The organism is Cupriavidus sp. GW822-FHT06G04, from assembly GCF_058799075.1.
In genome coordinates this window covers 190,725-214,137 of the sequence record NZ_JBXALD010000006.1, presented here as the reverse complement: position 1 = coordinate 214,137, position 23,413 = coordinate 190,725, and the positions used below count along the sequence as shown (strand labels likewise).

The 23,413-nt window shown below is 64.4% G+C and carries 22 protein-coding genes; 17 read left to right on the top strand and 5 right to left on the bottom strand.

The annotated features are described in order from the left end of the window. Nucleotides 1-3 precede the first annotated feature (3 nt). Genes AC1RKI_RS15710 through AC1RKI_RS15700 form a run of 3 tightly spaced genes read left to right on the top strand, consistent with a single transcriptional unit; the run spans nucleotide 4 to nucleotide 2,800 of the window. Complete coding sequence (locus AC1RKI_RS15710; RefSeq protein WP_244787328.1) at nucleotides 4-1,317, top strand: branched-chain amino acid ABC transporter permease; 1,314 nt, start codon at nucleotides 4-6, stop codon at nucleotides 1,315-1,317. Beyond that, entirely contained in the window at nucleotides 1,314-2,090 is a 777-nt protein-coding gene (locus AC1RKI_RS15705) for an ABC transporter ATP-binding protein (protein ID WP_061957764.1), read from the top strand. Before AC1RKI_RS15710 ends, AC1RKI_RS15705 begins: the two co-directional genes overlap by 4 nt. After that, complete coding sequence (locus tag AC1RKI_RS15700; protein ID WP_061957763.1) at nucleotides 2,087-2,800, top strand: ABC transporter ATP-binding protein; 714 nt, start codon at nucleotides 2,087-2,089, stop codon at nucleotides 2,798-2,800. The genes AC1RKI_RS15705 and AC1RKI_RS15700 overlap by 4 nt, the downstream gene beginning before the upstream one ends. Before the next feature lie 108 nt (nucleotides 2,801-2,908). Here the strand turns inward: AC1RKI_RS15700 and AC1RKI_RS15695 are convergent, their stop codons facing one another. Then, entirely contained in the window at nucleotides 2,909-4,393 is a 1,485-nt protein-coding gene (locus tag AC1RKI_RS15695; RefSeq protein WP_492796339.1) for an amino acid permease, read from the bottom strand. A gap of 484 nt (nucleotides 4,394-4,877) precedes the next feature. Here AC1RKI_RS15695 and AC1RKI_RS15690 point away from each other — a divergent pair, with 484 nt between their 5' ends. From AC1RKI_RS15690 to AC1RKI_RS15640, 11 genes are all read left to right on the top strand, one after another. Continuing rightward, on the top strand, nucleotides 4,878-6,959 hold the full coding sequence (locus tag AC1RKI_RS15690) for a 3-hydroxyacyl-CoA dehydrogenase NAD-binding domain-containing protein (RefSeq protein ID WP_492796341.1): 2,082 nt from the start codon (nucleotides 4,878-4,880) through the stop codon (nucleotides 6,957-6,959). A 60-nt stretch (nucleotides 6,960-7,019) separates the two neighbouring features. Next, nucleotides 7,020-7,688, top strand: a complete 669-nt coding sequence (gene pncA / locus AC1RKI_RS15685) for a bifunctional nicotinamidase/pyrazinamidase (RefSeq protein WP_492796343.1) — start codon at nucleotides 7,020-7,022, stop codon at nucleotides 7,686-7,688. A 75-nt stretch (nucleotides 7,689-7,763) separates the two neighbouring features. Continuing rightward, nucleotides 7,764-8,942, top strand: a complete 1,179-nt coding sequence (locus tag AC1RKI_RS15680) for an acetyl-CoA C-acyltransferase (RefSeq protein ID WP_492796345.1) — start codon at nucleotides 7,764-7,766, stop codon at nucleotides 8,940-8,942. Nucleotides 8,943-9,070: 128 nt separating this feature from the next. Continuing rightward, a complete protein-coding gene (locus tag AC1RKI_RS15675; protein ID WP_492796347.1) occupies nucleotides 9,071-10,930 on the top strand; it encodes an acyl-CoA dehydrogenase in 1,860 nt (619 codons plus the stop codon). Between the two features lie 64 nt (nucleotides 10,931-10,994). Continuing rightward, on the top strand, nucleotides 10,995-11,777 hold the full coding sequence (locus AC1RKI_RS15670) for an SDR family oxidoreductase (RefSeq protein WP_061957757.1): 783 nt from the start codon (nucleotides 10,995-10,997) through the stop codon (nucleotides 11,775-11,777). Nucleotides 11,778-11,864: 87 nt separating this feature from the next. After that, entirely contained in the window at nucleotides 11,865-12,296 is a 432-nt protein-coding gene (locus tag AC1RKI_RS15665) for a PaaI family thioesterase (protein ID WP_061957756.1), read from the top strand. A 66-nt stretch (nucleotides 12,297-12,362) separates the two neighbouring features. After that, nucleotides 12,363-13,376 carry an NADP-dependent oxidoreductase gene (locus tag AC1RKI_RS15660; RefSeq protein WP_061957755.1) on the top strand — a complete coding sequence of 338 codons (1,014 nt, stop codon included), beginning with the start codon at nucleotides 12,363-12,365 and terminating at the stop codon, nucleotides 13,374-13,376. Between the two features lie 60 nt (nucleotides 13,377-13,436). Next, entirely contained in the window at nucleotides 13,437-14,279 is an 843-nt protein-coding gene (locus tag AC1RKI_RS15655) for a class II aldolase/adducin family protein (protein WP_150979023.1), read from the top strand. Nucleotides 14,280-14,314: 35 nt separating this feature from the next. Then, the gene (locus tag AC1RKI_RS15650) at nucleotides 14,315-15,250 is read left to right on the top strand and encodes a glutathione S-transferase family protein (RefSeq protein ID WP_492796351.1); all 936 of its coding nucleotides are present in this window, start codon (nucleotides 14,315-14,317) and stop codon (nucleotides 15,248-15,250) included. Nucleotides 15,251-15,294: 44 nt separating this feature from the next. Further along, nucleotides 15,295-16,197: an SDR family oxidoreductase gene (locus tag AC1RKI_RS15645; protein WP_061957752.1), complete on the top strand. Its 903-nt coding sequence runs from the start codon at nucleotides 15,295-15,297 to the stop codon at nucleotides 16,195-16,197. A gap of 66 nt (nucleotides 16,198-16,263) precedes the next feature. Further along, nucleotides 16,264-17,184 carry an alpha/beta fold hydrolase gene (locus AC1RKI_RS15640; protein ID WP_244787641.1) on the top strand — a complete coding sequence of 307 codons (921 nt, stop codon included), beginning with the start codon at nucleotides 16,264-16,266 and terminating at the stop codon, nucleotides 17,182-17,184. An 87-nt stretch (nucleotides 17,185-17,271) separates the two neighbouring features. On the opposite strand, the gene AC1RKI_RS15635 is transcribed toward AC1RKI_RS15640, so the two are convergent. Next, a complete protein-coding gene (locus AC1RKI_RS15635) occupies nucleotides 17,272-17,793 on the bottom strand; it encodes an O-acetyl-ADP-ribose deacetylase (protein WP_492796354.1) in 522 nt (173 codons plus the stop codon). 281 nt (nucleotides 17,794-18,074) lie between these two features. Here AC1RKI_RS15635 and AC1RKI_RS15630 point away from each other — a divergent pair, with 281 nt between their 5' ends. The 3 genes from AC1RKI_RS15630 to AC1RKI_RS15620 all read left to right on the top strand — a co-directional run bounded on the left by AC1RKI_RS15630 (nucleotide 18,075) and on the right by AC1RKI_RS15620 (nucleotide 20,669). Beyond that, nucleotides 18,075-19,076: an alpha/beta hydrolase gene (locus AC1RKI_RS15630; RefSeq protein ID WP_061957749.1), complete on the top strand. Its 1,002-nt coding sequence runs from the start codon at nucleotides 18,075-18,077 to the stop codon at nucleotides 19,074-19,076. Nucleotides 19,077-19,186: 110 nt separating this feature from the next. Continuing rightward, entirely contained in the window at nucleotides 19,187-20,170 is a 984-nt protein-coding gene (locus tag AC1RKI_RS15625) for a tripartite tricarboxylate transporter substrate binding protein (RefSeq protein ID WP_061957748.1), read from the top strand. A gap of 61 nt (nucleotides 20,171-20,231) precedes the next feature. Beyond that, on the top strand, nucleotides 20,232-20,669 hold the full coding sequence (locus AC1RKI_RS15620) for a YbgC/FadM family acyl-CoA thioesterase (protein ID WP_492796356.1): 438 nt from the start codon (nucleotides 20,232-20,234) through the stop codon (nucleotides 20,667-20,669). Between the two features lie 68 nt (nucleotides 20,670-20,737). Here the strand turns inward: AC1RKI_RS15620 and denD are convergent, their stop codons facing one another. From denD to otnC, 3 genes are all read right to left on the bottom strand, one after another. Further along, a complete protein-coding gene (gene denD, locus AC1RKI_RS15615; RefSeq protein ID WP_492796357.1) occupies nucleotides 20,738-21,709 on the bottom strand; it encodes a D-erythronate dehydrogenase in 972 nt (323 codons plus the stop codon). 20 nt (nucleotides 21,710-21,729) lie between these two features. Then, complete coding sequence (otnI, locus tag AC1RKI_RS15610) at nucleotides 21,730-22,512, bottom strand: 2-oxo-tetronate isomerase (RefSeq protein WP_492796359.1); 783 nt, start codon at nucleotides 22,510-22,512, stop codon at nucleotides 21,730-21,732. A 252-nt stretch (nucleotides 22,513-22,764) separates the two neighbouring features. Continuing rightward, nucleotides 22,765-23,403, bottom strand: a complete 639-nt coding sequence (otnC, locus tag AC1RKI_RS15605; protein WP_061957792.1) for a 3-oxo-tetronate 4-phosphate decarboxylase — start codon at nucleotides 23,401-23,403, stop codon at nucleotides 22,765-22,767. Between the last annotated feature and the right edge of the window lie 10 nt (nucleotides 23,404-23,413).

Genomic DNA, 23,413 nt, shown 5'->3' with positions numbered 1-23,413 from the left:
GCGATGGAGTCGACGACGATGCAACAAAGCCCGCAACCGGTGGTGACGGGACGCACCATGCGCTACCAGCCGATGAATCTGGCGCGCTGGATCATCTGGAGCGCCACGGCCCTGGTGATGCTGGTGATGCCGCTAATCTTCACGGGCGGTTTCGCCGTGACGCTGATGTCGCAGATGGGCATCATGATCATTTTCGCGCTGTCGTACAACATGCTGCTCGGGCAGACCGGCATGCTGTCCTTCGGGCACGCCGTGTATTCGGGCCTCGGCGCGTTCATCGCAGTGCACGTGCTGAACATGGTGGGCGCCGGCAAGGTCTGGCTGCCCGTGTCGATGCTGCCGCTGGTGGGCGGGCTGGCGGGCGCGTTCTTCGGCGTGGTGTTCGGTTACGTCACCACCAAGAAGTCCGGCACCACCTTCGCGATGATCACCATGGGGATCGGCGAGATGGTCTTCGCCAGTTCGCTGATGTTCCCGGATTTCTTCGGCGGCGAAGGCGGCATTTCCACCAACCGCGTGGTTGGCGATCCGTTCCTGGGCATCACGTTCGGCCCGGGGCGCCAGGTGTACTACCTGATCGCGATCTGGTGCTTCCTGTCGATGGTGGCGATGTATGCCTGGACGCAGACGCCGCTCGGCCGCATTGCCAATGCCGTGCGCGACAATCCCGAGCGCGTCGAATTCATCGGCTACAACACCCAGCGCGTGCGATACCTGGTGCTGATCCTGTCGGCATTCTTCGCCGGCATCGCAGGTGCGCTTTCCGCGATCAACTTCGAGATCGTCTCGGCAGAAAATGTCAGCGCGGTGCGTTCGGGCGGCGTGCTGCTGGCGGCCTTTATCGGCGGCGCGGGCGTGTTTTTCGGCCCGGTGATCGGCGCGATCGTCTTCACGCTGTTCGCGGTGGCGCTGTCGGATCTGACCAAGGCGTGGCTGCTGTACCTGGGCCTGTTCTTCGTGATGATGGTGATGTTCGTGCCCGGCGGTATCGCCAGCCTGCTGTTGATGCAGGTGCCGCTGCTGGCCAGGAAAAAACTGGGCCGCATGCTGCCGTCCTATGCGCAGGCCGGCGCCGCGGGGCTGGTGCTGCTGGCCGCCACGATCCTGACCGTCGAAATGATCTACAAGGTGCAAGTCGATAGCGCCAACGGGACCGCCATGACGCTGCTGGGCATTGGATTCGACGCCGCCACGCTGGCCCCATGGATCGTGGCCGCGGCGTTGTGGGGCATCGGTTATGCAGCATGGCGATGGACCGGCGCGAAGGTGCGTGCGCAACTGGACGCCATCCAGGCGGAAACGGGAGGCGTGGCATGACGGCCGCACTGGAATTGAACGACGTTCGCAAGCGCTTCGGGCAGACCGAAATCATCCGTGGCGTCACGCTGTCGATTGGCAAGGGCGAGCGGCACGCGCTGATCGGGCCGAACGGCGCGGGAAAATCGACCACGTTCAACCTGATCTCGGGCCGCTTCGCGCCGACTTCGGGCACGGTCAAGCTTAACGGGCAAAGCATTGCCGGCATGCGCCCGTTCGAGATCAACCGCATGGGGCTGTCGCGCAGCTTCCAGATCACGAACATCTTTCATCGCCTGAGCGTGTTCGAAAACCTGCGCTGCGCGGTGCTATGGTCGCTGGGCTACAAGTATTCGTTCTGGCATCGCCTGGCGGCGCTGCGCGATGCGCGCGAGCGCGCCGAGGAGGTGCTGGAACTGATCGGCATGCAGCATCGACGCCAAACGCAGGCCGGGCTGCTGACCTACGCGGAACAACGCGCGCTGGAAATCGGCATCACCATCGCCGGCGGCGCAGAAGTGATCCTGCTCGACGAACCCACGGCGGGCATGAGCCGGTCGGAATCGGATCACGCTGTCGAACTGATCCGCAAGGTGACGGTCGGCAAGACGCTGGTGATGGTGGAGCATGACATGAGCGTGGTGTTCGGCCTGGCGGACCGCATCTCCGTGCTGGTCTACGGCGAGGTCATCGCCACCGATACGCCGCAGGCGATCCGCAACAACCGCAGCGTCAAGGAAGCTTATCTCGGCACTACGCTGGACGAGCCGGCCGTCGAAGGAGCGCACGCATGAGCCAGCCCATGCTGGAAGTTTCCGGGCTGCATGCCTACTACGGCAAGAGCCACATCCTGCACGGCGTCGATGCGCACGTCGACACGGGCGAGATCGTGGCGCTGCTGGGACGCAATGGCGTCGGCCGCTCGACCATGGCCAAGGCCATCCTGGGGATGGTGAAGGCCGAAGGGTCGGTACGCCTGCGCGGCGAAGAAATCCTCGGCCGCCGCACCTTCGAGATCGCCCATGCCGGCATCGGCTACGTCCCGGAGAACCGCGACATTTTCCCCACGCTGACCGTGCGCCAGAACCTGCTGCTCGGCGAAAAGCGCAATCCACGGCAGGCCAAGCCGCGCTGGAGCGTGGACGACATGTACCGCATGTTTCCGCGGCTGAAGGAGCGCGAGCACACTGCCGCGGGCGTTCTGTCCGGTGGCGAGCAGCAGATGCTGACGCTGTGCCGCACGCTGATGGGCGATCCCGATCTGATCCTGATCGACGAGCCGACCGAGGGCCTGGCGCCAATGATCGTGACGCTGGTGGGGGAATTCCTGAAGACCCTCAAGGAGCGGGGCGTGTCGGTGCTGCTGATCGAACAGAAGCTGGCGATTGCACTCGACATCTCGCAGCGTGTCTACGTGATGGGCCACGGGCACATCGTGTTCGAAGGATCGCCGGCCGAACTCAAAGCCAACACGCAAATCCGCAAGGAATGGCTCGAAGTCTGATACCGGGCTGCAAGCCGCGCGCATGAAAAAAGGCGCCCGTGCGGCGCCTGTTCCCTGGACGCCTCGTCCTCAATCTGGATCGTGGCTTCCGCTGGCCTTCAGACCGGCTCAGTCCCTTTTCACGAGATCGAACGGCATGTCCTCGTAATCGATCAGGCGCGTGCGCTTCGCCAGTCGATAACCGAGCCACAAGGCCAGGAACACCGGTACGCCGATATAGGTGGCCAGGATTTCCTGCCAGCGGCCCGGTATATCGCTGAAGGCCTGATAGTTCTGTCCGGCCACGATCACCAGGCAAAGCACCCCCGCAAAGATCGGGCCGAAAGGATACAGCGGCGACCGATAAGGCAGGTCGGTGACCTTGTAGCCTTGCGCGATCAGTCCCTTGCGGAACCGATAGTGACTGATGGCGATGCCGAACCACGCGAAGAATCCCGTCATCGCCGAGGTGTTGAGCAGCCACAGATACACCGCCTTGTCGCCGAACAGCGAACTGAAAAAGCACAAGGCGCCGATGGCTGTGGTGAGCAGCAGCGCGTTGAACGGTACGCCGCTGCGCGTGAGCTTGCCGAATGCGCGTGGCGCGCGACCGCTGACGGCCAGGCCGTACAGGATGCGCGTGGACACATACATGCTCGATGTGCCGGCCGACAACAACGCGGTCAACACCACGGCATTCATCAGGCCCGCCGCGAAGGCAAGGCCGGCGTGCCGGAACACCAGTGCGAACGGGCTGACGCCGACATCGGTCACGTCGTTGCGCAGCAGGCTGGGGTCGGTGTAGGGAATCAGCACACCGATGATCAGAATCGCCACCACGTAGAACATCAGAATGCGCCAGAACGTTTGCCGGATGGCGCGCGGAATCGTCCGGGACGGATCGTCGGCCTCGCCAGCGGCCACGCCAACGGTCTCGGTGCCCTGAAAGGAGAAGCCCGCGATCATCGCCACGGCGAACATCCCGGGAAGCCCGCCGACGAAGGGCGCCTCGCCGACGCTGAAGTTGTGCCAGCCCGACTGCGGGCCGCCCTTGAGCACGCCAAAGATCATCAGTGTGCCAACGCCGAGGAACACGATGACCGTAATCACCTTGATCAGCGCGAACCAGTACTCGGCTTCGCCAAAGCCACGCACCGAAAATGCGTTGAGCACGAACATCAGGAAGAGGAACGCTGCGCTCCAGTACACGCCCGCCACGTCGGGGAACCAGTACTGCATGACCAGTTGCGCGGCGGTCAGCTCCACCGCGATCGTCACGGCAAGGCTGAACCAGTAGTTCCAGCCCAAGGCAAAGCCGAAACCTTCATCGACATACAGCGCGCTGTAGGTCACGAACGAACCCGCCACGGGCATATGCACCGCCAGTTCTCCCAGACTGGTCATCAGGCAATACACCATCAGGCCGATCAGACAGTACGCCAGCAACGCGCCGCCGGGCCCCGACTGCGCGATCGACGCGCCGGACGCCACGAACAGGCCGGTGCCGATGGCGCCGCCCAGGGCAATCATCGTCAGGTGCCTGGCCTTGAGTTTTCGGTGCAGATCGTCGTGCTCGACGACGGGGTGCTGATGGGGATGTGGGTGGGATGGCATCAGGGTCGCTGGATCGTCGGCGTGGTTGGCTCGCGCGAATGTGCCTTGTGGGCCGGAAGGGCGCGACGGCCTGCCGAAAAACGAAAAGGCGCGAGTCTACCGTGTCTTTTTTAGTGGATTGGAGGCCGGCGTCAAAAAAATCGTTCTGGCGTCGCGATGGCCGGGCGAATGTGCGGCGTGCAGCATTCTGCAAGCACATCAGCACCGCTGGTGTAGGGGTTCCCCCTTAGGGTTTCGCGGCGCGTGCGGGATCAACATGAACGCCGGAAAAGCTCGTCATGAAGAGCACGCATGACGCGATTTCCATGGCCGAAAAATGAAATTGAACGACCGTGCTATTTTGTGTATGCTTGACCCGCTTTCAAGCCGGAGGGCTTGTGCGGCAAGGGATTGCGGGGCACAAACAGAACCCACCCGCATCCTGGCGGTACCTACATTCGAGAATTCGAATCCCGAGACAAAAACTTCATCAAAGGAACGCGTTATGACAGCGCAGTATCAGGTTCAGGACGGCGTAGCCGTTATCACGCTCGACAATCCCCCCGTCAACGGCCTCGGTCACAGTACCCGCCTGGGCATCGTCGAAGGCTTGACCCGTGCGCTGGATGATGCGGCCGTCAAGGCAGTGGTCATCACCGGCGCCGGCAAGGCTTTTTCGGGCGGCGCCGACATCCGCGAATTCAACACGCCGAAGGCGACGCAGGAGCCGACGCTGCATTCGGTGATCCGCTCGCTGGAAGCCTCGACCAAGCCGGTCGTGGCGGCGATCCACTCGGTGGCCATGGGCGGCGGACTGGAACTGGCGCTGGGCTGCAACTATCGCGTGGCCGCCAAGGGCGCGCAGATCGCACTGCCCGAGGTCAAGCTCGGCCTGCTGCCGGGCGCCGGCGGCACGCAGCGCCTGCCGCGTCTGATCGGGCTGGAGCACGCGCTCAACATGATCGTGTCCGGCACCGCGATTCCGTCGGAAAAGTTTGCCGGCTCGAAGCTGTTCGACGAAGTGGTCGACGGCGACGTGCTGCCCGCCGCAGTCAAGTTTGCGCAGAGCGTGGCGGCTGCGCCTGGCCCGCATCCGAAGGTGCGCGACCTGAAGGTGCGCCACGAGAACCCGGAAGGCTTCCTGGCCTTTGCGCGCAATACCGTGGCCGCCGTGGCCAAGAATTTCCCGGCGCCGGCCAAGTGCGTGGACGCCGTGGCGGCCTCGCTCAAGCCGTTCGAGGCCGGCCTGAAGGAAGAACGCGAAGGCTTCATGTACCTGGTCGGAACGCCGGAATCGCGCGCGCTGCGCCATGCGTTCTTCGGTGAGCGCGCCGCCAGCAAGATTCCCGATGTGCCCGAAGGCACGCCGGTGCGCAAGATCGAGAAGGTGGCCGTGATCGGCGCCGGCACCATGGGCGGCGGCATCACCATGAACTTCCTGAACGCCGGCATCCCGGTGACGATGCTGGAAACCAAGCAGGAAGCGCTCGACCGCGGCGTGGGCATCATCCGCAAGAACTACGAGAACAGCGCCAAGAAGGGCAAGCTGACGCAGGAAAAGGTCGAGCAGCGCATGGGCCTGCTGACCACCACGCTGTCCTATGACGATATCAAGGACGCCGACCTCGTCATCGAGGCCGTGTTCGAGGAAATGGGCGTCAAGGAAACGGTGTTCAAGAAGCTGGACGAAGTGATGAAGGACGGTGCGATCCTGGCCTCCAACACGTCCACGCTGGACGTGAACAAGATTGCCTCGTTCACGCGCCGCCCGCAGGATGTGGTGGGCATGCACTTCTTCAGCCCTGCCAACGTAATGAAGCTGCTGGAAGTGGTGCGCGGCGAGAAGACCGCCAAGGACGTGCTGGCCACCGTCATGCAACTCGGCAAGAAGATCAAGAAGACGGCCGTGGTGTCGGGCGTTTGCGACGGCTTTATCGGCAACCGCATGATCGAGCAGTACAGCCGTCAGGCCGGGTATCTGCTGGACGAGGGCGCGCTGCCTGAACAGGTCGACAAGGCGATCGAGAAGTTCGGCTTTGCGATGGGCCCGTTCCGCATGGGCGATCTGGCCGGCAACGACATCGGCTGGGCCATCCGCAAGCGCCGCGCCGTGGACAAGCCGGACATCCAGTATTCGAAGACCGCCGACAAGCTTTGCGAACTCGGCCGCTTCGGCCAGAAGACCGGCGCCGGCTGGTACGACTACAAGGCGGGCGACCGCAAGCCGTACCCGAACCAGCAGGTCAACGACATGATCGTCGAGCATTCCAAGGAACTCGGTATCACGCGCCGCAAGATTTCCGACGAGGAAATCGTCGAGCGCCTGGTGTTCGCGCTGGTCAATGAAGGCGCCAAGATTCTGGAAGAAGGCATCGCGTCGAAGGCTTCGGACATCGACATGGTTTACCTGACCGGCTACGGTTTCCCGCTGTTCCGCGGCGGCCCGATGCTTTACGCGGATCAGGTCGGCCTGTTCAACGTGGCCCAGTCGATGAAGCGCTACGCCAAGGGTTATCACGGCGAAGCCTGGCAGGTTGCCCCGCTGCTGCAGAAGCTGGCGGACGAAGGCAAGGGCTTCAACGGCTGATACCGACGACGTGAATCGGAAGGCATAGGGAACAGGGAATAGGAAATAGGGATCAGGACCATGGCCTACGGCGCGCAGGATTGCCTGCTGGTGATCGATGTTCAGAACGACTTCATGCCGGGCGGCGCGCTTGCCGTGCCGTGTGGCGATGAGGTGGTGAGCGTTGTGAACCGGCTGGCAAGCGCGTTCGAGCATGTGGTGATGACGCAGGACTGGCATCCGGCGGGGCATGCGTCGTTTGCCGCCAGCCACGCCGGCGCAACGCCGTTCCAGACCATCATGCTGCCGTACGGCGAGCAGGTGCTGTGGCCCGAGCATTGCGTACAGGACACGCACGGCGCGGCGTTGCATGCGGACCTGCATGTGCCGCACGCCCGGCTGTTGATCCGCAAGGGTCATCATGCCGGCGTCGACAGCTATAGCGCGTTCGTGGAAGCGGACAGGACCACCCGCACCGGATTGGCGGGATACCTGCGCGAACACGGCGTGCGCCGGGTGGTGTGCGTCGGACTGGCAACGGATTTCTGCGTGGCCTGGAGCGCGCTCGATGCGCGCGCCGCGGGCTTCGATGCGGTGGTGGTGGAGGACGCGTGCCGGGCGATCGATCTGGATGGATCGCTCGACCGGGCATGGCGAGCGCTCGCCGATGCCGGTGTCGAACGCACGACATCTGAAGCGCTGCTGTCCGCTGCCGCCCGTCAGCACGATCCCTGGCTGCCCGAATCCTGAAACGCACGGCCGATACCGCATCCACCGAATATTTCTCGCAGTTAGCAGAGACACCAAGATACCGAGGAGCAACACATGAACGAAGCAGTCATCGTATCCACGGCCCGCACCGGGCTGGCCAAGAGCTGGAAGGGCGCCTTCAACATGACCCACGGCGCCACGCTGGGCGGCCATGCCGTGCAGCACGCGATTGCGCGCGCCAAGATCGAAGCGGGCGAAGTGGAAGACGTGCTGATGGGCTGTGCCAACCCTGAAGGCGCCACCGGCGCCAACATCGCGCGCCAGATCGCCCTGCGCGCCGGCTGCCCGGTGACCGTGCCCGGCGCCACCGTGAACCGCTTCTGCTCGTCCGGCCTGCAGACCATCGCCATGGCCGCGCAACGCGTGATTGCCGACGAAGGCGACATCTTCGTGGCCGGCGGCGTGGAATCGATCTCGTGCGTGCAGCAGGAGATGAACCGCCACATGATCCAGGAAAGCTGGCTGAACAAGAATAAGCCGGAAATCTACTGGAGCATGCTGCAGACCGCCGAGAACGTCGCCAAGCGCTACAACATCCCGAAGGAGCGCCAGGACGAGTACGGCGTGCAGAGCCAGTTGCGCGCCGCCGCTGCCCAGGAAGCCGGCAAGTTCAAGGACGAGATCGTGCCGATCACGGTGCTGGCCGGCGTAGCCGACAAGGCGACCGGCCAACTGATGACGCGCGAAGTCACCATTGACGCCGACGAAGGCATCCGCGCCGACACCACGCTGGAAGGCGTCTCGAAGATCCGCACCGCAATGCCGGGCGGCGTGATCACGGCCGGCAACGCCTCGCAGTTTTCGGATGGCGCGTCGGCCGCGGTGGTGATGAACGCACGCGTGGCGGCCGCCAAGGGCCTGCAGCCGCTGGGCGTGTTCCGCGGCTTTGCCGTGGCCGGTTGCGAGCCCGATGAAATGGGCATCGGCCCGGTGTTCGCGGTGCCAAAGCTGCTCAAGAAGACCGGCCTCAAGGTCGAGGACATCGGCCTGTGGGAGCTGAACGAAGCGTTCGCCGTGCAGGTGCTGTACTGCGCCGACAAGCTGGGCATCCCGATGGATCGCCTGAACGTCAACGGCGGCGCGATCGCCGTGGGCCACCCGTATGGCGTGTCCGGCGCGCGTCTGGTCGGCCACGGGCTGATCGAAGGCAAGCGCCGCGGCGTCAAGTACGTCGTCGTGACGATGTGCATCGGCGGCGGCCAGGGTGCTGCCGGCCTGTTCGAAGTTCTGTAATGCCTGCCGGGCCTGCGCGGCCCGGCACACGCTTTTCACGCCTTTCCCGCACGCCGGGGAAGGCGTGATTTTCCATCCCTTGCGACGGCTGTCTGCCGCGCAGTTTTCAGCCCGGAGTCACTTCTCCCATGTCGCTGATTCTCTCCCGCCGTGATCTCAATTTCGTCCTGTACGAATGGCTGAAGGCCGAGTCACTGACGCAGATTCCCCGCTACGCAGATCATTCGCGAGAAACTTTCGACGCCGCGCTCGATACCTGCGAGAAAATCGCCACCGATCTGTTTGCGCCGCACAACAAGAAAAGCGACGCGCAGGAGCCGCATTTCGATGGCGAAACGGTCACCATCATTCCCGAAGTCAAGGTCGCGCTGAAGGCATTCTGCGAGGCCGGCCTGATGGCGGCGGGGCAGGACTACGAGTACGGCGGCATGCAATTGCCGGTGACGCTGGAAAAAGCCGCATTCGCGTACTTCAAGGCCGCCAACGTCGGCACCAGCTCATATCCGTTTCTGACCATCGGCAATGCAAACCTGCTGCTGACCCACGGCACGCCGGCGCAGATCGATACCTTCGTGCGACCGGAACTGGAAGGGCGGTTCTTTGGCACGATGTGTCTCTCGGAGCCGCAAGCGGGTTCGTCGCTGTCCGACATCACCACGCGCGCCGATTACGAGGGCGAATCGCCGCTGGGCCAGCAATACCGGCTGCGTGGCAACAAGATGTGGATCTCGGCCGGCGAGCACGAATTGTCGGACAACATCGTGCATCTTGTGCTGGCCAAGATCCCCGGCCCGGATGGCAAGCTGATCCCGGGCGTGAAAGGCATCTCGCTGTTCATCGTGCCGAAATTCCTGGTCAACGAGGACGGGTCGCTCGGCGAGCATAACGATGTCGTATTGGCCGGCCTGAACCACAAGATGGGCTATCGCGGCACGACCAATTGCCTGCTGAACTTCGGCGAAGGCATGAAACACCGCCCGAACGGCAAGGCAGGCGCCATCGGTTATCTGGTGGGCGAGCCGCACAAGGGCTTGGCCTGCATGTTCCATATGATGAACGAGGCGCGCATCGGCGTCGGCCTGGGCGCCGTCGCGCTGGGCTATACCGGCTACCTGCACGCGCTCGATTACGCGCGCAATCGCCCGCAGGGCCGCCCGATGGGCCCGCAAGGCAAGGATCCGGCGTCGCCGCAGGTCAAGCTGGTCGAACATGCCGATGTGCGCCGCATGCTGCTGGCGCAAAAGAGCTATGTGGAAGGCGGACTGGCGCTGAATCTCTATTGCGCGCGGCTGGTGGACGACGAACACGCCGCCAAGGCGGCCGGGCAGGCCGATCGACAGCGCGAGCTTTCGCTGCTGCTCGATATCCTCACGCCGATCGCCAAGAGCTGGCCGTCACAGTGGTGCCTGGAAGCCAACAACCTGGCGATCCAGGTGCATGGCGGCTATGGCTACACACGCGAATACAACGTCGAGCAGTTCTATCGCGACAATCGCCTCAACCCGATCCATGAAGGCACGCATGGCATTCAGGGTCTGGACCTGCTGGGCCGCAAGGTCGTGATGCAGGATGGCGCCGCGTTCCAGCTGCTCGGCAAGCGGGTGCAGGCCACCTGCGAACAGGCGGCGAACAGCGGCGACGCCACGCTGGGCGAGCAGGCCCGCGCGCTCGGCGCGGCCACTGCGAGGCTGGCCGAAGTCACGCGCACCTTGTGGGCGGCCGGCGATCCGAGCGTGACGCTGGCCAACGCATCGGTCTATCTCGAAGCATTCGGCCACGTCGTGGTGGCGTGGATCTGGCTCGAACAGGCGCTGGTGGCGCACGCCGCGATGGCGTCGGCCCACGGTGACGACGCTGACTTCTATCGCGGCAAGCTGGCGGCCACGGCGTATTTCTTCCGCTTCGAACTGCCCAGGATCTACCCGCAGCTCGATCTGCTGGCGTCGCTCGATCGCACCACGCTCGACATGCAGGACGCCTGGTTTTAACCGCGGAGCGCCAGCGCATTGCGCTGGGCGCCCCTGCGAGAACTATCAAGAAATGGGAGACAACATGCGAAGCATTCAACAACTGTTCGACCTCAAGGGACGTACCGCGCTGATCACGGGCGGCTCGCGCGGCCTTGGCCTACAGATTGCCGAGGCGCTGGGCGAGCAGGGCGCGCGTCTGGTGCTGTCGGCCCGCAAGGCTGACGAACTGCAATCGGCGCAGGCGCACCTGAAGGCGCGCGGCATCGAGGCCGAATGGATCGCCGCCGACGGCGCGCGCGACGAAGACATCGCGCGGCTGGCCGACGAAACACTGGCCAAGCTCGGCCACGTCGACATCCTCGTCAACAACGCCGGCGCCACCTGGGGCGCGCCGGCCGAAGACCATCCCATCGAAGCGTGGGACAAGGTGATGAACCTGAACATCCGCGGGCTGTTTCTGCTGTCGCAGAAGATCGGCAAGCTGTCGATGATTCCGCGGCGGCACGGCCGCATCATCAACGTGGCGTCGATTGCGGGCCTGTCGGGCAACCCGCCCGGATCGATGGACACCATTGCCTACAACACGTCCAAAGGCGCGGTGATCAATTTCACGCGCACGCTGGCCGCGGAATGGGGCGAGCACAACATCACCGTGAACGCGCTGGCGCCGGGCTTTTTTCCGTCGAAGATGACCAAGGGATCGCTGGAGCGTCTTGGCGTGGAAAAGATGTGCGAAGGCGTGCCGCTGCGCCGGCTCGGCGACGACGAAGACCTGAAGGGCGCGGCGCTGCTGTTTGCCAGCGACGCCGGCAAGCACATCACCGGCCAGGTGCTGGCCGTGGATGGTGGCGTGAGCGCAGTCTGACGATGCAGAGGCTTGCCGTGCATCCATCGATGCGCGCACGGCAACCGGGCGCATAATGCGGCCCACATATTTTCGTTGCCCCAGACCATGACTCAACGCCAACTCAATATTCCCTTTCTTGCCGATCTCGGCGTGCTGTGCAACTACATGGAGGGCGGCCGCAGCGAGATCGAGCTCGACCTGCAGAAGCGTCACGAGAACAGCTGGGACATGGCGCACGGCGGCGTCCTCATGACGCTGCTCGATGTGGCCATGGCCATTGCCGGCCGTTCGACCGATGCCGAAGGCCGCGGCGTCGTGACGATCGAAATGAAGACCAGCTTCATGGCGCCCGGGCGCGGCAAGCTCAGGGCGCGCGGGGTTGCCGTGCATCGCACGTTGACGATGGTGTTCTGCGAAGGCGAGATCGTCGATGCCGACGACAAGATCGTGTCGAAGGCGTCGGGCACGTTCAAGTTCATCAACCGCAAGCCGCCCAAGCGCCAGATCGGTGCGGCCGATTCCGGCGCGGACGGCTGATCGACCGATCGCCGTCGCGCTGTTCCACTCCACTCACGTACCTCCACAAGAGCGAAGGAAACGAATATGTCGAAGCAAACCTACAAGCGCATCGTCCTGGCCTCGCGCCCCACTGCAGCGGTCACGCCCGATAACTTCCGCCTGGAGGAAGTGCCCGTGCCCGAACTGGCCGATGGCCAGGTGATGGTCCGCAATCATTTCCTGTCGCTGGATCCGTACATGCGCGGCCGCATGGGCGAAGGCAAGTCGTATGCCGATCCGCAGCCGTTGAACGAGGTAATGATCGGCGGCACCGTCGGCGAAGTCATCGCCAGCAAGAATCCGAAGTGGAACGTTGGCGACAAGGTGGTCGGCATGTTTGGCTGGCAGGAAATCGGCGTGACCGATGGCGGCGGCATGCAGAAGGTCGATACCACCCACATTCCGCTTTCGGCCTATCTGGGTTCGGTCGGCATGCCCGGCGTGACGGCGTGGTACGGCCTGAACAAGATCATCGCGCCGAAGGCGGGCGAAACCATCGTGGTAAGCGCGGCTTCCGGCGCCGTGGGCAGCGTGGTTGGCCAACTGGCCAAGCTGGCGGGCTGCTATGTGGTGGGTGTGGCCGGCGGGAAGGAAAAGTGCGACTACGTGACCGGCGAACTGGGCTTCGACGCCTGCGTGGACTACAAGGCCGCCAAGGACGCCAAGGAACTCTACGCGATGGTCAAGGCGGTCACGCCCAAGGGTGTCGACGGCTATTTTGAAAACGTCGGCGGCGACATTCTCGATGTGGTGATGGCCCGCCTGAATCCGTTTGCCCGCATCGCCGTGTGCGGCTTGATCGCCGGCTACGACGGCCAGGATATGCCGATGCGCAACCCGCGCGCGATCCTGGTGTCGCGTTGCAAGATCGAAGGCTTCATCGTTTCCGAGCACATGGACGTTTGGCCGCAGGCGCTCAAGGAGCTTGGCGGCTTCGTGGCGCAGGGCAAGCTCAAGTTCCGCGAAAGCATCGCCGAAGGCCTGGCCAGCGCGCCCGAAGCATTCATGGGCCTGCTCAAGGGCAAGAATTTCGGCAAGCAACTGGTCAAGCTCGCCTGACCCGCGCGGCGCCGCGCGTATCGGCGCCACGACCTTCCCGCAAAAGAACCGGAGACAGCCATGAACGCCCCTCAATCGCCAGCGGACAACGACGACATCGCCGCGGGCTTGTCCGAAGAGGTCAAGGCCCGCTACCGCAACCTGCCGCGACCACCGAGCTTCGACACCCCGGCGCAGGAGCGCCTGCATCGCAAGCAACGGCTGGCGGCGGCGTTCCGGCTGTTTTCGAAGTTCGGCTTCGACGAAGGCGTGGCCGGCCATATCACGGCGCGCGACCCCGAGTTTGCCGACACGTTCTGGGTCAATCCGTTCGGCGTCCATTTCAGCCAGGTCAAGGTATCGAACCTGATCCGCTGCGATCACCACGGCAACGTGGTCGAGGGCGATTATCCGGTCAACGCCGCCGCGTTCGCGATTCACTCGCGCGTGCATCAGACGCGCAGCGACGCCGTCGCGGCCGCGCATTCGCACAGCACTTACGGACGCGCCTGGTCGACACTGGGCCGCAAGCTCGATCCGCTGACACAGGACGTCTGCGCGTTCTATAACGATCACGCGCTGTACGACGATTTTGGTGGCGTGGTGGTGGAACTGGACGAAGGCCAGCGCATTGCCAACGCGCTGGGCGCCAACAAGGCGGCAATCCTGCAGAATCATGGCCTGCTGACGGTCGGCAAGACCGTGGACGAAGCCGCGTGGTGGTTCATCACGATGGAGCGCTCGTGCCAGGTGCAGATCCTGGCCGAATCGGCCGCGGCCCGCACGGGCGAGCCGCCGCGCACGATCAGCGACGCGGCGGCGCGCCAGGCGTACTCGATCGTCGGCACGGCGCAGGCCGGATGGTTCCAGTTCCAGCCGCTTTACGCGCGGATCGTTAAAGAACAGCCGGATCTGCTCGATTAAGAGGGTTGCACTCTCACTCGAAAAGGAAAGGCAGGATGCCTGACATCATTCTTCACCAGTACGCCACGTCGCCGTTCTCGGAAAAAGTCCGCCTTGTACTGGGCGCCAAGGGCTTGTCCTGGAACGCGGTGGAAATCCCGCCGATCATGCCCAAGCCCGACGTGATCGCGCTGACCGGCGGCTATCGCCGCACGCCGGTGATGCAGATCGGCGCGGATATCTACTGCGATTCGGCGCTGATCTGCGAAGTACTTGACCGGCTGGCACCGAATCCGCCGCTCTATCCTGCTTTGCAAGCGGCGCAGTCGCGCCTCGCGGCTGCGTGGATCGACAGCGCGCTGTTCACGGCAACGGTGGCGTACACCATGCAGCCGGCCGGTGTGCAGGCCATGCTGGCGCACCTGACACCGGCACAGATCCAGGCGTTCATGGCCGACCGCAAGGCGATGCGCGGCGATACCAACGCGTTGCGCATGCCGTTGCCCGAAGCGGCGGCCATGCTGCACGAAACCTTGGCGCGCTTGCAGGAACAGTTCGCGGCGGGCGTGCAGCATGTGGCCGGTCCGGAGCTGTCGATCGCGGATTTCTCGCTGTTCCATTGCATCTGGTTCATCCGCCGCGCCACGCCGCTGGCCGCGCTGCTCGATGGCTATCCGCTGGTCAAGACGTGGTTCGCGCGCATGCAGGCGTATGGGCACGGCAAGTTGCGCGTGATTCCGTCCGAATCGGCCGTGGCCGAAGCGTACAACCACGATCCGCTGCCGCATGACTCGACGATTCTGCCCGGCGGTGGCTTTGCCGCGGGCGACGCCGTGACGGTCACACCGACCGACTACGCGAAAGACCCGGTGTCCGGCCTGCTGCTGACGCTGAGCGAGCGCGTGGTCACGATCCGTCGCCAGGATCCGCGTGCTGGTGCGGTCAACGTGCATTTCCCGCGACAGAACTATCACGTCCAGGCCGCGGCCTGAACGCATTCATCCGACACAAAAAATCAGAGGCGGAGGAGACAACCATGAAGCAGTTCGAAGGCAAGGTGGCCGTGATCACTGGCGGCGCGTCCGGATTCGGCAAGGAATTTGCACGAATCGGCGCGCAACTTGGCATGAAGCTGGTGCTGGCTGACGTCCAGGAGGATGCGCTCGACACCACCGTGGCCGAGTTCAAGGCCCAGGGTGTCCAGGTGATCGGCCTGCGCACCGACGTGTCGAAGGCCGAGCAGGTGCAGGCGCTGGCAGACGCCACGATGACCGCGTTTGGCGAAGTCCATCTGCTGTTCAACAACGCCGGTGTGGGCGCTGGCGGCCTGCTCTGGGAAAACACCGAGAAGGACTGGGACTGGGTGCTTGGTGTGAACCTGTATGGCGTGATCCACGGTGTGCGCATCTTCACGCCGCTGATGCTGGCCGCCGCGCAGAAGGATCCGTCGTTCCAGGGTCATATCGTCAATACGGCGTCGATGGCGGGCCTGCTCAATCCGCCGGCCATGGGCGTGTACAACGTGTCGAAGCACGCGGTCGTGTCGCTGTCGGAATCGCTGTATCAGGATCTGAGCCTGGTCACCGAGCAGGTGCATTGCTCGGTGCTATGCCCGTACTTTGTGCCGACCGGCATCAGCCAGTCGCAACGCAACCGGCCCGCGGGTCTGTCCAACGACGCACCGCCCACGCGCTCGCAGCTGGTGTCGCAGGCGTTATCGGACAAGGCAGTCAATTCGGGCAAGGTGACTGCCGCCGATGTTGCACAGATGACGTTCGACGCCATTCGCGACGAAAGCTTCTATATTTATTCCCACCCACAGGCCCTGGCCACGGTTCGGCATCGCATGGAGGACATCGTCAACCAGCGCAATCCTGGCGATCCGTTCGGCGACAAGCCGGAAGTCCGCGCCAACCTGGTTGCCGCACTGCGCGGCTGACCTGGCCACTTTCTTGCATCGTCGATCGGGAGACCTGTGATGGCAGAGATAGCCAGGGAGACCATGATGACTGCACCCGCCGTGATTCATCACCTGCAATTCGCGAACCTGCCCAACGGCACGCGATTGCATTACGGCAGTGCAGGGGAGCCGGGCAAGCCGCTGATGTTGTTCGTGCACGGCTTTCCGGAGTTCTGGTACGCATGGGAACATCAACTGGCCGAGTTCGGCCAGACGCATTTCGCGGTCGCGCCCGATCTGCGCGGCTTCAACCTGTCCAGCAAGCCGGCTGCGGTGGAGGCCTACAAGCCGAAGCAGCTGGTCGAGGATCTGGTGCAGTTCATCCGCGTGCTGGGCTACCAGCGCTGTACGATCGTCGCCCACGACTGGGGCGGCGCGATCTGCTGGAACCTGGCCGCGCAGTTCCCCGAGCTGATCGACCGCTTCATCATCATCAACTCGCCGCATCCGTATGTGTTTGCGCGAGCGTTGTCATCCGATCCTGCGCAGCAGCAGGCGTCGGCGTATATGAACTGGCTGCGCAAGCCTGGCTCCGAACAAGCGCTGGCGGCCAACGACTTCGCGCTGCTGGAAAACATGCTGGCCGGCGGGGCGGACCGTCTGCCGACGTGGTTTGCCGGCGAAACCCGCGCGCGCTATCACGCCGCATGGTCCCAGGCGGGCGACGACGGTTCGCATCCGATGACGGGCGGCGTGAATTATTACCGCGCGTCGCCGATGCATCCGCCCGCGCCCGGCGAGGCGGCGCCCGACATTTCGCGGCTCGATCCGTCGATGTTCGTGGTGCGCGTGCCGACGCTGGTGATCTGGGGCGAAAACGACCGTGCATTGCCTAAATCGCTGGTAGACGGACTCGAAGAATTCGTGCCCGACATGCGACTCGAACGGATCCCCGAAGCCACGCACTGGGTGATCCATGAACAGCCCGAACGGATCAACCTGCTGATCCGCAGCGCGCTGCCCTGACGGGCGCAAGCGGGCCGTGTATAAGCCAATGGCGCCTTGACCGGGCGCCATTGGCGTTTGTGCGCGCGGCGCGCAGCCGATGCGGCTTCAGGTCAGGCGTTCGCGATAGAGCCGATAGTTCTGGTCGTCGAAGCAGACAAAGGTGACCTGTTCGAGCGACGGCGCCTTGGCCAGCGCCTCGCGTACCGCGGCGATCGCAATGTCGACGGCGCGCTCGCGTGGAAAGCCGTAGATCCCGGTGCTGATGTTCGGGAACGCCAGCGTGCGCAGATTGTGCGCCGCAGCGATGCGTATGCTGTTGCGATAGGCGCTGGCCAGCAGCGCATCCTCGTTCTGGCCGCCACCTTGCCACACCGGTCCCACCGCATGAATCACGTACGGCGCCGGCAGCCGGCCGCCCGTCGTGATGACCGCCTCGCCGGTCGGACAGCCGCCTTGCGCATCGCGGATGGCGCGGCAGGCTTCCATGATCGCCGGACCGCCCGCGCCGTGGATCGCGCCATCGACGCCACCGCCGCCCAGCAGCCCGCTATTGGCCGCATTGACGATCGCGTCGACTTCCATCCGCGTGATATCCCCGTGCACAACCTGCAAGTGTTCGCCTGTCATGGTGTCTCCTGTTTTGATAGGACCAACTGGTGGCTTGTGTCGTGTGTCGTGTGGCGTCTTCCAAGCATAGGCGGCGAACGTGCGGTTGGCAGCATGGCCGGTGATCGCGCAAAAGCTGCGACAGCGGTTGTCTTGAGGGTTATTTCGGAATGCTGCACGCCACAAACGCTGGCATGATACGGAAATCGAACGATCGTTCACTATTCGAACCCCATGGTTGTGGTATGCCCCGGTCGGTCGCCGGTCTACCATTGACCGCCTGTCCGATTTCGACCGTCAACATGTCCGCTCAGCCTTCTCCGTCCACGCCCGGCTTGCCCGACCAGCCGCTCGACCCGCAGGTCGCGCAGCTGCTGGAGCTGATCGCGCGGGCCAAGCGGCCGGCCATCCATACGCTCGATCCGGCGGACGCGAAGATCGGATATGAAAAGAGCGCGCCGATTCTCGATATTTCGCCGGCTGCCGTGCACGGCGTCGAGAATTTCACCGTGACCGCGCGCGATGGCTATCCGATTCCGGTGCGGCTATACGCGCCACGCGAGGCTAGCTGGGCCGATCCGCTGCCGTTGCTGATCTACTTTCATGGCGGCGGTTTCACGGTGGGCAGCATCGCATCTCATGACCCGTTGTGCCGCATGTTCTGCAACGGCGCACAGTGCCTGGTGCTGTCAGTCGATTATCGGCTCGGGCCGGACTGGAAATTTCCGACCGCGGCCAACGACGCGTTCGATGTCTTGCACTGGGCCTTCGAAGACGCCGCGCGGCTGGGCGCCGATCCGGCGCGGATCGCGCTGGGTGGCGACAGTGCGGGCGGCACGCTGGCCGCGGCCTGCGCCGTCGAAGCGCGCGACAAGGGTTTGAAGCCGGTGTTGCAGATGCTGATCTATCCCGGCACCAGCGCACGCCAGGACATGCCGTCGCACCGCGCGCTGGCCGATGGCTATCTGCTGACGTCCGACATGATCCAGTGGTTTTTTGCGCAGTATCTCGATCGCGACGCCAGCCGCGACGACTGGCGCTTCGCGCCGCTCGACGGCGGCGGCCGCGGGGCCGACGTGCGAAACGTGTGCCCGGCCTGGATCGCGGTGGCCGGCTATGACCCGTTGCATGACGAAGGCGTGGCGTATGCCGCCAAGCTCGCGGCGGCCGGTGTCGACGTGGCGCTGGCCGACTATCCGACGATGATTCACGATTTTTTCAAGCTCGGCCGCTTTGTCGCCGCCGTAGCGGGCGCCCATGCCGATGCCGTCGCCGCGCTGAAGGGCGCGTTCGGCATGGCGTAGGCGCCAGCAAGTTTTCGGTCCGACCCCGCACAAGAATCAGGGGCGGCCCGCAATGGTTTTATCGAAGTCGCAATAGCGCATTTTTGCAGCAGAAGAAGGAGACAAGACTTATGCAACGCCGCCACTTTCTGGCCCGCGCGGGCCTGTTCGCCGCATCGGCCGCCATCGGTCTGGCCGCCATGCCGGCCCACGCCCAGGCGGACAAATTTCCCAATCGTCCGATCCGCCTGGTAATCGGCTACACCGCGGGCGGGTCCACCGATATTCCGTTCCGCGTGCTCGCGGACAACGCCTCGAAGATCCTCGGTCAGCCGGTGATCGTCGAGAACAAGCCCGGCGCAGGCGGCGTGCTGCCCGCGCAGATGATGCAATCGACCGCACCGGACGGCTACACGCTCGCGCAGGTGGCCATGCCGGTGTATCGCCTGCCGTACACCACCAAGATCAACTGGGATCCGGTCAAGGACCTGTCCTACGTGATCAACCTGGCCGGCTATTCTTTCGGCCTGGTGGTGCCGGCCGATTCGCCGATCAAGACGATGCAGGACTACATCGCCTATGCCAAGGCGAACCCGGGCAAGCTGACCTACGGCTCGCCGGGATCGATGACCACGCTGCACCTGACGATGGAAGAACTGGCGATGCGCCAGGGCGTGCAGTTCTCGCATATTCCGTACAAGGGCAATTCGGAATCGATGCAGGCGCTGCTGGGCGGCCATGTGATGTCGGTGGCCGACACGCCGGCATGGGCGCAGTACGTGGAATCGGGCAAGCTGCGCCTGCTGTCCACCTGGGGCGACAAGCGCTCGGCGCGCTTCCCCAATGTGCCGACGCTCAAGGAACTGGGCATGGGCATCGTGCAGACCTCGCCGTTTGGCCTGGTGGCGCCGAAGGGCACCGATCCGGCCATCGTCAAGAAGCTGCATGACGCATTCAAGCAGGCGATGGAAATGCCGAACTACCGCGAGTCGCTGGCCAAGTTCGACATGGAGCCGTACTACATGGGCAGCAGCCAGTACGCGGCGTTCGCGGCCGATACGGTCAAGCGCGAACGCGCGATCATCGAAAAGCTGGGACTGGCCAAGGGTCAGTAAGCATTGCAAGACAACGGGGCGCTCGACACGGGCGCCCCGTTTTTCATTGGAGCCCCGACAGATGGCCAAAGAGAATTTTCGCCACAGCATGCCGTTGCGCGTACGCTGGGCCGAAGTCGATCCGCAATCGATCGTCTTCAACGCGCATTACCTTACTTACTGCGATATCTGCGTGACCGAATACTGGCGCGCGGTAGGTATCCGCTACCCCGAAGACGTGCTGCACGCGCATGGTGTCGATATCTTCGTGGTGAAATCCACGCTCGAATACCACGCCTCGGCGCGCTTCGACGACATGCTGGAGATCCGGGGACGCATGGCGCGGCTTGGGCGCTCAAGCATGCTGTTCCGCGTGGAGATGTATCGCGGCGACGAGCATTTGATCACCGGCGAGATTGTCTACGTGTGCGCCGACCCGAAGACGCAGACGTCGGCGCCGATCCCCGCGCAGGTAAGGGAAACGATCGCCGCGTGGGAAGTGGTAAAGCCGGCGGCCTGACCGGCGCGCCGGCAGGAAAGACCGCGGGCCGACAGATCGGCGTCGGCCCGCATCCGCAGCAGAGCGCCTTACAGAGCGATGCCGGCTTCCTGGGCGTAGGCGCGAATCACATCGTCGAAGCTCGCATCGCTCTCGAAGCCCAGCGCTTTCGCGCGCGTGACATCCCACGCGGCTGGCCAGGTGCCGACGATGTTTTCCACGCGCGCCTCGCGCTGCCAGGTTACGCGGTCGGCCACCGCATCGCCCGCGACGCGCCGCAGCGCTTCCACCATCTGCGCCGCCGTCACCGATAGCCCCGGCAGATTGACCACGCGACGATTGCCCAGGCGTGCGCCATCGAGTTCGATGCCGTTGACCAGCGCCTGGATCGCGCCGCGAGGCGACAGCAGCCACAACGCCGTGTCGGGCGCCACTGGACAGTTGGCCGCGATGCCGGAGAGCGGCTCGCGGATGATGCCGCTGGCAAACGACGACGCGGCGGCATTCGGCTTGCCCGGACGCACGCTGATCGTGGGCAGCCGCAGCACACGCCCGTCGACAAAGCCGCGCCGGCTGTAGTCGGACAGCAGCAGTTCGCCGATCGCCTTCTGCACGCCATACGACGATTGCGGATTTAGCGCGGTGTCGTCCTGCACCACGGGCGGCAGCTCGCCGCCATAGACCGCGACGGAACTGGTGAACACCACGCGCGGCGCGTGCCCGATCCGGCGGCAGGTCTCCAGCAGCGCGCGCGACGCGTCGAGGTTCACACGCATGCCGAGATCGAAGTCGGCTTCGGCCTGGCCGCTGACGACGGCGGCCAGATGGAAGATGGCGCCCGTATCGCGATCGATCGCTTGCGCGAGCACGGCCGGATCGGACAGGTCGCCGGTTACCACGCGCACCCGCGCATCGTCGATCTGCGGCGCCACGACGTCGAGCAGTGTCAGGCGATCGATGGCGACGGCATTGCCGTCGAGCTGCAATGCGCCGCGTTGCAGCAGCAGCCGCGCCAGTTGCAGGCCCAGGAAACCGGCGCCGCCGGTAATCAGAACATTCATGATGGCGGTATTCCCTGTGTTTAGTGCTTCAGGTACGGCTTGAGCCAGCCCAGTCCTTCCGACGTGCCGGCGCGCGGGCGGTATTCGCAGCCGATCCAGCCCGTGTAGCCGAGTTGATCGATCACGTCGAACAGATACGGGTAATTCAGTTCGCCGATATCGGGTTCGTGTCGCTCGGGCACGCCGGCGATCTGGATATGACCGATGCCGGCGAAGTCGCGCGCCAGTTTCTTGGCGATATCGCCTTCCACGATCTGGCAGTGGTAGCAGTCGAACTGAACCTTCAGGTTTGCCGCGCCCACCTGCTGGCAGATGGTCTGGCCGTCGTCCTGCCGGTTCAGGAAGTAGCCCGGCATGTCGCGCGTGTTGATCGGCTCGATCAGCACGGTCAGGCCATGCGCGGCCGCCGACGCTGCAGCATAGGCGAGGTTTTCCAGATACACGGCGCGACATTGCGCGCGGTCGGCGTCGGCCGCGACGATGCCTGCCATCACATGCACGCGGTCGTTGCCGATCACGGCGGCATATTCAAGCGCGCGGGCAAAGGCCGTGCGGAACTCGGTTTCGCGGCCGGGCAGTGCGGCGATGCCGCGCTCGCCGGCGGCCCAGTCTCCGGGCGGCGCGTTGAAGAGCGCCTGGGTCAGGCCGTTGTCGTCGAGCCGCTTGCGGATCTCGGCAGCGGGATGGTCGTACGGGAACAGGTACTCGACGGCCTGGAAGCCGTCCCGGGCCGCGGCGGCAAACCGGTCCAGGAAATCGTGCTCCGTGTACATCATCGAGAGGTTCGCGGCAAAGCGCGGCATGTCAGGTCTCCTTGCAACACGTCTAACAGCGGATTCAGAAAAGGGCTCAGCGGTTGACCAGCTTCGCCGGCGTCAGCGATCGACAGCGCCGCGATGGCCACCGGCGTATTGTGGGTGAGCGGCGCAGCAATGGCAAAGCCCGTGGCGCCCATCAGCGCTGTGCCCGGGGATGTTCGTGACGACAATCGCAGGGACGTCGGGCATTGAACGCCGCACATGATGGCTAGTCATGCGGGCGCAACACGCTGTGCGTCACCACCTTGCCTTGAAGGTCTCGCGCAGTTCCTGCAGCGCGTCGGCATCGAGCGGCGCGGGCTTGTTCGCCAGCATCAGCCAGAGCTTGGCGGTTTCCTCTAGCTCCTCGAGCGCATAGGCGGCACGCGACACGCTGTCTTCCCACATCACCGGGCCCAGCCGCGCCAGCAGCACGCCGCGCACCTCGTTGGCCAGTTGCGCTACGCGCGCGGCCACGGCCGGATCGCCGGGGCGGTGATACGGAATCAGCGGGATATGTCCCACCTTCATCACGTAGTACGGTGTGATCGGCGGCAGAACGTCGTCGTCCTGCCAGACACCGGCCAGCGTCAGTGCGACGAGATGCGTTGAATGCGTGTGGACCACGCCCTGCGCGGCGGGATTGTTGTCGTAGACACAGCGATGCAGTGCGAGCGTCTTCGACGGCTTGTCGCCCGACGCCCAACTGCCATCCGTGGCCACCTTGGCCACGCGGGCGGGGTCGAGCGTACCGAGGCATGCGTCGGTTGGCGTGATCAGCCAGCCGTCGTCGAGCCGCGCGCTGATATTGCCGGCCGTGCCGACGGTATAGCCGCGCTGGTACAGGCTGGCGCCGACCCGGCAGATTTCCTCGCGCAGCGCGTTTTCCCGGCTGATTTGATGGGGC